Source organism: Kocuria sp. CCUG 69068, from assembly GCF_020833785.1.
Lineage (GTDB): Bacteria > Actinomycetota > Actinomycetes > Actinomycetales > Micrococcaceae > Kocuria > Kocuria rosea.
In genome coordinates this window covers 42,991-50,228 of the sequence record NZ_PDDL01000018.1, presented here as the reverse complement: position 1 = coordinate 50,228, position 7,238 = coordinate 42,991, and the positions used below count along the sequence as shown (strand labels likewise).

Sequence of the window (7,238 nt, the reverse complement as noted above, 5' to 3'; positions counted from 1 at the left end):
AACGTGGGACATGAAGGCCTCCGGTGGGTGAAGCGGTGAACTAGACAGCTCCACTTCACTACCGGAGGCCTTCCCGTGTCAGCCCGACTCACCGCCTTGCGGCGGGACAACCTCCCTGGACATCACAGTTAGCGCGTCCGAGCGGGCGCCTAGCCTGGAACGTGTCGGAGGTCACACCGCACCGTGTCCGGATCCCGGACGCCGCGGCGGGCCCCCGGCGGCACCGCTGCACCCGCTCCCCGGAAGGACCCTCGCCATGACCACGCACACCGAACCCTGGCCGGCCGGCACGCCCTGCTGGGTGGACCTGATGGCCTCCGACCTGGGCCGCACCCAGGCCTTCTACCGCGACGTGCTCGGCTGGACCTACTCCGAGTCCCAGCCCGAGTACGGCGGCTACTGCAACGCGCTGCTCGGCGGGCGGGCCGTCGCCGGGCTCTCCCCCACCATGGAGGGCATGGCGGACGCCCCGCACGTCTGGTCGGTCTATCTGGCCACCGAGGACATCACCGCCCACGCCGCCCGGGCGGTCGAGGCGGGGGCCACCCCGGTGTTCGAGCCCATGGAGGTCGGGGCCTTTGGCTCCATGGGGATGTGGGTCGACTGCACCGGGGCGGCCTTCGGCATGTGGCAGGCCCGCGAGCACACCGGCTTCGGGGCGTACGGGGAGCCCGGCGCGGTGGTCTGGTGCGATCTCATGACCGGTGATCCCGCCGCCGCCCAGGGCTTCTACGCCGCGGTCTTCGGCTACGCCTACCAGGACATCGGCGACGACCGGATGCCCTACGCCCTGTTCACCGTTTCCGGCGGGCAGATGCCCGCCGGCGGCATCGGCGGTCTCGACCCCGCGGCCGGTGACGCCCGGCCCGCCTGGTCGGTAGCGTTCCAGGTCGAGGACGTCGACGCCGCCGTGCGCCGCGTGCGCGAGGCCGGGGGGTCGGTCGTCCAGGAGCCCTCCGACTTCGAGTACGGGCGGATGGCGGCCGTCGCGGGACCCGACCAGGAGGTCTTCGTGCTGATGACCCCGAAGGAGGAGATGTAGCCCCCCTGCCGGGGCGCCTCAGCCCCGGTCGAGGCGTCCCAGCGCCGCGGCGACCGGGCGGGCGCCGACCAGACCGGGCAGCGCGGCGAGGTCCTCGTCGATCACCAGCAGGTCGGCACGGGCGGCCGGGTCCGCGTACAGCCGGCGGACCCACGCCCGGTGCGGCCCGGGGTCGCCGTAGCGGGTGCCGGGCCACCGCCACCGGACCGCCCCGGAGCGGGCGAGCCGGCGCGCGCTCGCGCTGCGGGCCAGTCGCGCTCCGGCCTCCTCGGCGAAGAACGCCAGGTGCCGCTCCTTCAGCCGCACGATCTCCCGGACCGTGCCGGCCAGCCGGGGCTCGACGGCCCCCAGTCGCCGGTAGACCGCGGCGAGCACGGCGGTGTCGAGTCCTCCGGTGACCATCTGGGCGCCGGTGGTCTCGGCGCCCAGCAGGTTGCTGGAGACCGCGCCGAGCGCGGGCCGGGCCCGTTCGTCCCAGGTCCGCCGGGCCCGGCCGAGGGGCGTGTCGGCGGGCTCCCGGGCCGTGCGGCCGTTGGCGGCCAGGACCGCTCCCAGGGTCTCGGCGAGCCAGTGCTGCTCGTAGGCCCATGCGGTGAGGAAGGCCGTCACCCGGGCCTCGGCGTGGGTGGGGGTGACCAGCAGGTCCCGCAGCCGGTCCAGCAGGCCGCGCTCGACGCACCACAGGTGCGCCAGCACCTCCAGGGCCCCGGGGGCGAGGTCGCTCAGGGCCTGGAGGTCGAGGTCGGCCGGGCGCAGCGCGTGCGGGTCGCGCGCGTAGGCGCGCACGTCGAACCGAGGCGCGCGCACATCGGACCGGGGGCCGTCCACCGCGGAGGTGCTGCTCGCGCTCACGCGGCCACGCCCCGGGCGTCCAGGGCGTCGGCCACCACCGTCAGTCCCTCCATGCCGGGCAGCTTCGCGATCTGGCGGTCGATGGCCTCGACCTCCCGGCGGCCCTCGGCCCCGGCGAAGAGGTGGCCCATGACGTGGGTGACCTCCTCCTCGGGTGAGACCCCGGAGCCGACCGGCTGCCAGGCGGTGCGCAGGGCCAGGCGGGCGAGCTTCTGCGCCTTCGGGTTGTCCTGCAGCCGGGCCCGGGCCTGGGTGGTGTAGAACGCGATGTGCTTGGTCTCCTGCGCGGCGATGCGCCGCAGCAGCGGGGCGAGCACGGGGTGGTCCTCGAGCGCGGCCAGGCGCCGGTAGGCGGCGGCCGCGGACCGCTCGTTCACGGCGCCCCAGAGCATGTGCACGGCGACGAAGTCGGTGCCCACGATGTTGGACAGCAGCGACTGCTTCACCGGGTTGATGCGGTCACGCCAGCCGAGCTTGACCCGCTTGGCCTTGAGCTCGTCGAAGGCCACGGTGATCCCGTGCAGGGAGAGCACGTGGGCGAGGGCCTCCCCGTGCCAGAACTCCTCCCGGTTCCACATGGTCATGAAGGTGGCCACCTCGGGGTCCTTGCGGGAGGGGCTGACGAGCATGTCCCGCAGGTAGCAGACGGTGTGGAACTCGACGTCGCACATGTACCGCAGCGTGCGCAGCGTCTCCGGGGGCAGGGGGTCCTCGCGCAGGGCCTCGAGCCCCAGGTCCTCCCAGTGCAGACTGGTGGACTCCTCGGCGAACCGGTCGATGTCGAAGGCCATGACGCCTCTTTCTCCTCCTCGATGGGGTGCTCTCGCGAGGATGTTCGGCGCCGGGGCGGCATCGGATGGGTGGGGCGGGCGGGCCCGGACCCGCCCGTGCACGCCTGTCCTAGGATGGGGCCATGCGTCCAGCAGGGAGCACGCACGAGGTCGAGGGCCGTTGACCATGACACCGGCCATCCGGGCGCGCCGACTCGTGAAGGACTACGGGCACACCCGCGCCCTCCACGGCGTGGACCTCGAGGTCCGGGTCGGGGAGGTGTTCGGCTTCCTCGGGCCCAACGGCTCCGGCAAGTCCACCACCATCCGGCTGCTCGTGGACCTGCTGCGCCCCACCGCGGGCACGGTGGAGGTCTTCGGCGTCACCCCCGCCGCCGGCGGGCCCGGGCTGCGCGGGCGGATCGGCTACCTGCCGGGCGAGCTCTCCTTCCCCGCGCGGATGAGCGCCGGGGAGTACCTCGCCTACCTCGCCGCCCTGCGCGGCGGCCGGGGCGGACGGCGCGTCGGCGAGCTCGCGGAGCGGCTCTCCCTGGACCTGTCCCGTCCGCTGCGAGCGCTCTCCAAGGGCAACAAGCAGAAGGTCGGCCTGGTCCAGGCCTTCATGCACGACCCCGAGCTGCTCGTGCTGGACGAGCCGACCAGCGGTCTGGACCCCCTGCTCCAGCGGGAGTTCCTGCTCCTCGCCCGCGAGGCCAACGCCGGTGGCGCCACGGTCTTCCTCTCCAGCCACATGCTCCAGGAGGTCGAGGAGGTCGCCGGGCGCGTCGCCATCATCCGCGAGGGCCGGGTGGTCGACCTCGACGACGTCCGGGCCCTGCGGGCCCGTGCCGGGCAGCAGGTGCTCCTGCGCTTCGCCGCACCGGTGTCCCTGGCGGAGTTCGCGGGCCTGCCCGGCGTCGAGAACGCGGTCCTCGATCCCTCCGACGGCGTGACCCTGAGCTGCCTGCTCCGCGGCGACCCCATGCCGCTGCTGAGCGCGGCCGCCCGGCACCGCGTGGTGCGCTGGCAGGCCGAGGACCGGGAGCTCGAGGACCTGTTCCTGGACTTCTACCGGCCACCGGCCGGCCGCACCACTCCGGACCGCCCCGCCCCGGGCGCCGGGACCGCCGACCCGGAGGTGGTGCGATGACCGCGCGGGGCGGAACCGTCCTGGCCGCCGCGCTGAGGTCCAACCGGCGGTCGCTGCTGCTGTGGGCGCTCGCCGTCGCCGCCGTCACGGCCCTGTACACGGCGTTCTACCCCAGTGTGGGCGGCGGCCAGATGGACGCGATGCTCGAGTCCATGCCGTCCGAGTTCATCACCGCGATGGGCTTCGACAGCATGGCCACGGCCGCCGGCTACGTCACCTCGACCGTGTACGCGCTGCTCGGCGCCGTGCTCACCCTGGTGTGCGCCATCGGCCTGGGCGCGCGCCTGGTCGCCGGGCAGGAGGAGGACGGCATGCTCGAACTCGAGCTCACCGCCCCCGTCTCGCGGCGGAGGATCTACACCGAGCGGCTGGCCGCCCTGTGGCTGACGGTCCTCGTGCTGGTCCTCGCCCTCAGCGCCTCCCTCGGCGTCCTCTCCGCCGCGCTGGAGCTGGGTCTGGCGGCCACGAACGTGGCCGCCGCGAGCGCCGGGCTCCTCCTCTTCGGGGGTGCCCTGGGCACCGTGGCGTTCGCGGTGGGGGCCGCGACCGGCCGGCGCGGGATCGCCCTGGGGACGGCCGCGGCGGTCGCGGTGGCCGCCTACCTGCTCAGCTACCTCTCCCCCATCGCGGAGGCGCCCTGGATGGAGCGGATCTCCCCCTTCCACTGGTACATCGGCGCCGAACCGCCAGCCACTGGCGTCGACTGGTCCGGTCTGGGGCTGCTGGCCGCGCCGGCGGTCCTGGCGGCGGCAGGGAGCGCCGCTGCCTTCGAGCGGCGCGACCTCATGGTCTGATCCACGGGCCTGTCCCGGCGCGTCACCGGGCGTCCGGACGGGCACGACGTCCCCGCGGCCCCGCGCGCAGAGACGTCCCCACCGTCAGGCCAGGGGCACCCGTGCCCGGACGTCGCCCAGCCCGCGGGCGAGCACGAGCTCCCCGCCCCCGGCCAGGGGTGCCCAGGTGCTGGCGGCGTCGTCCCAGCGGCGGAGCAGCCTGTCGTCGCAGCGCACCCTGACGGCGGCCGTGGCCCCGCTGGGGACGTCCACCCCCTGGTAGCCGATCAGGCGGATCGGCTGGTCGTCCTCGGCCGGGTCCAGGTAGACCTGCACGGTCTCCCGCGACGCCCGGGACGAGGTGTTCGTGAGCTCGACGTCCACCACCGGTCCGCCCTCGCCCGCCCGGACCCGCACGGTCCCGTACTCCCAGGTGCCGTAGCCCAGGCCGTGCCCGAACCAGAACAGCGGGGCGGGGGCGTGCCCGGCGTGGTAGCCGCGGTGGCCGATGAACGTGCCGTCGTCGTAGCTCAGTGCCCGGTCGCCGTCCGGGACCACGCCCCACGCCGGGGCCGCCCCGTCCGCGGCGGGCCAGGAGGTGACCAGTCGCCCGGTGGGCTCGAGTACGCCGGTCAGGGCGGCGGCCACGGCGTGTCCTCCCTCCTGACCCGGCAGCCCGGCCACCAGCACCGCGTCCACCCGGTCCAGCCAGGGCATGAGCACGGGGGTGGCGGCGTTGACGACGACCACGGTCCGCTCGGCGGCGGCGGCCACGCGTCGCACGAGCTCGTCCTGGCGCCCGGGCAGGACGAGGGTCGTCTTGTCGGCGGCCTCGGTCTCCTGCTCCTCGGTCAGGCCGACGACGACGACGGCGGTGCCGGCGGCCGCCGCCGCGGCCTCGGCGGCGGCGAGCAGGTCGTCGTCGGGGCGCGGGGCCGGGGCGGCCACCAGGGCCGTCTTGCCCGCCGTCGTCATCTGCAGCAGGTGGCTCTCCTCGACCAGCCCCAGACCCGGATCGCCCAGGAGCAGCTCCCGCCAGTCGACCGGGGCCGGCGCCACGGTGGCCGTGAGGGTGGCCGCAGCCGGCAGCTCCACGGTCTCGGCGAAGGCCGGTGGGCGCAGCATCGCCTCCCCCGGGTCCTGCCCCTCGAGGCGCAGCTCGGCCGACAGCTCCTGCCCCTCCGCCACCAGGTCCCAGCGCCCGGCGCCGACGGCGCCCAGCCGCACCGGTCCCGCGTCGTTGGCCAGGACGGTGGTGAGCACCGCGGTGGCCGGGACCGCGCCGAGGTCGTCGTGCCCGTCGAGCGAGATCGCCGGGGAGTCGGAGTGGTACCGGGTGAGCTCGGTGCCGTCGGCGCCGAGCAGCACCACCTGCATCCCGGGGGTTCCGGTGGCCGGATCCGTGAGGAAGGCGGGGTCCGCCGGGACCGGGCGGGTCCGCACGGCCGGTCCGTCGGCCACGCGCACGCGGTCCCCGAGCAGCGCGGCCAGCCCCTCGGCGATCGTGGACAGGTAGGGCGGGTTCACGACCGCCGAGCCCCCGCCCATGTCCACGGTGTCGATCGCGTGCCGTCCGATCAGCGCCACGTCCTGGCCGGCATCCCCCTCCACGGCCAGGGGCAGGACGCCGTCGTTCGCCACGACCGTCATGCCGCGGGCGGCGATCCGGCGCAGCTGTTCCTTCCGCTGCGGGGAGTCCACCGCGGGCAGGTCCTGGGCCCACGGGCGGGACTGCCGCCCCGGCGGGGTGAGCCCGCCGACCCGCTCGGCCAGGCGCAGCAGCCGCAGCACGTGGTCGTCGATCGTCTCCTCGGCGACCTCACCGGCCCGGACCGCGGTCACGAGGCGCTCGCCCCAGGGCCCGCCGGGGCCGGGCATGACGAGGTCCAGGCCGCCGCTGGCGGAGGCCGCGGTGCGCTTGGTGGCGAACCAGTCGCTCATGATCAGCCCGTCCCAGCCCCACTCGCCCTTGACGATCCCGTTCTGGACGTGGTCGTGCTCCGTGGCCGCCACCCCGCTGACATCGTTGTAGGCGGCCATCATCGACCAGGCGCCCGCGTCCTGGACCGCCATCTCGAAGGGCAGCAGGTACAGCTCGCGCAGTGCGGTCTCCGGGACCCGGGAGTCCATGAAGTTGCGCAGCGTCTCGGACTCGTTGGCCACCAGGTGCTTCAGGCATGCGGCGGTCCCGCGCTCCTGCATGCCGCGCACGTAGGCGGCCGCCGTGCGCCCGGTGAGGTACGGGTCCTCGGAGTAGGCCTCGAACAGCCGCCCGCCCAGCGGAGTCCGGTGCAGGTTGATCGTGGGACCGAGGACCACGTGGATGTGCTGGCGCTGGGCCTCCTCGGCCAGCATCCGCCCCACCTCCTCGGCGATCCCGTCGTCGAAGGCCCCGGCGATCAGGGTCGCGCTGGGGAACAGGGCCACGGCGTCCCCACCCACGAAGGTCAGCCCTCGGACGCCGGTGGGGCCGTCCGAGAAGGCCAGGGCCGCCAGGCCGATCCTCTCGTTGCCGGGCAGGGTGAAGGCGGTCTCGCCGGTGAGCAGGTGGACCTTCTCCGCCAGGGAGAGCCGGTCGACGAGCTCCGTGAGGCGGGCGGCCCGGCCGGAGGTCCGGATGGCGTCGGTCATGGCGGTGTCGCTTTCTCCCG

6 protein-coding genes are annotated in these 7,238 nt (G+C 74.8%); 3 read left to right on the top strand and 3 right to left on the bottom strand.

Annotation, left to right across the window (positions count from 1 at the left end; genetic code table 11):
- Positions 1-256: 256 nt before the first annotated feature.
- A complete protein-coding gene (locus CRM73_RS05780; protein ID WP_109244256.1) occupies positions 257-1,042 on the top strand; it encodes a VOC family protein in 786 nt (261 codons plus the stop codon).
- 18 nt (positions 1,043-1,060) lie between these two features.
- Here CRM73_RS05780 and CRM73_RS05775 read toward each other — a convergent pair whose 3' ends face one another.
- Together CRM73_RS05775 and CRM73_RS05770 are read right to left on the bottom strand one after the other, a co-directional pair.
- Positions 1,061-1,894, bottom strand: a complete 834-nt coding sequence (locus CRM73_RS05775; protein WP_109244255.1) for a hypothetical protein — start codon at positions 1,892-1,894, stop codon at positions 1,061-1,063.
- A complete protein-coding gene (locus CRM73_RS05770) occupies positions 1,891-2,685 on the bottom strand; it encodes a hypothetical protein (protein WP_109244254.1) in 795 nt (264 codons plus the stop codon). Before CRM73_RS05770 ends, CRM73_RS05775 begins: the two co-directional genes overlap by 4 nt.
- Before the next feature lie 166 nt (positions 2,686-2,851).
- Between CRM73_RS05770 and CRM73_RS05765 the strand changes: the two genes are divergently transcribed.
- Positions 2,852-3,814 carry an ABC transporter ATP-binding protein gene (locus CRM73_RS05765; RefSeq protein WP_109244253.1) on the top strand — a complete coding sequence of 321 codons (963 nt, stop codon included), beginning with the start codon at positions 2,852-2,854 and terminating at the stop codon, positions 3,812-3,814.
- A complete protein-coding gene (locus CRM73_RS05760; protein ID WP_229587115.1) occupies positions 3,811-4,608 on the top strand; it encodes an ABC transporter permease subunit in 798 nt (265 codons plus the stop codon). The genes CRM73_RS05765 and CRM73_RS05760 overlap by 4 nt, the downstream gene beginning before the upstream one ends.
- An 84-nt stretch (positions 4,609-4,692) precedes the next feature.
- Here CRM73_RS05760 and CRM73_RS05755 read toward each other — a convergent pair whose 3' ends face one another.
- Positions 4,693-7,218, bottom strand: a complete 2,526-nt coding sequence (locus CRM73_RS05755; RefSeq protein ID WP_109244250.1) for a glycoside hydrolase family 3 C-terminal domain-containing protein — start codon at positions 7,216-7,218, stop codon at positions 4,693-4,695.
- Positions 7,219-7,238: the final 20 nt, after the last annotated feature.

Bases quoted from the DNA above. Each gene is read 5' to 3' on its own strand.
- CRM73_RS05770 (WP_109244254.1), bottom strand. From the start codon at position 2,685: ATGGCCTTCGACATCGACCGGTTCGCCGAGGAGTCCACCAGTCTGCAC.
- CRM73_RS05780 (WP_109244256.1), top strand. From the start codon at position 257: ATGACCACGCACACCGAACCCTGGCCGGCCGGCACGCCCTGCTGGGTG.
- CRM73_RS05765 (WP_109244253.1), top strand. From the start codon at position 2,852: ATGACACCGGCCATCCGGGCGCGCCGACTCGTGAAGGACTACGGGCAC.
- CRM73_RS05760 (WP_229587115.1), top strand. From the start codon at position 3,811: ATGACCGCGCGGGGCGGAACCGTCCTGGCCGCCGCGCTGAGGTCCAAC.
- CRM73_RS05755 (WP_109244250.1), bottom strand. From the start codon at position 7,218: ATGACCGACGCCATCCGGACCTCCGGCCGGGCCGCCCGCCTCACGGAG.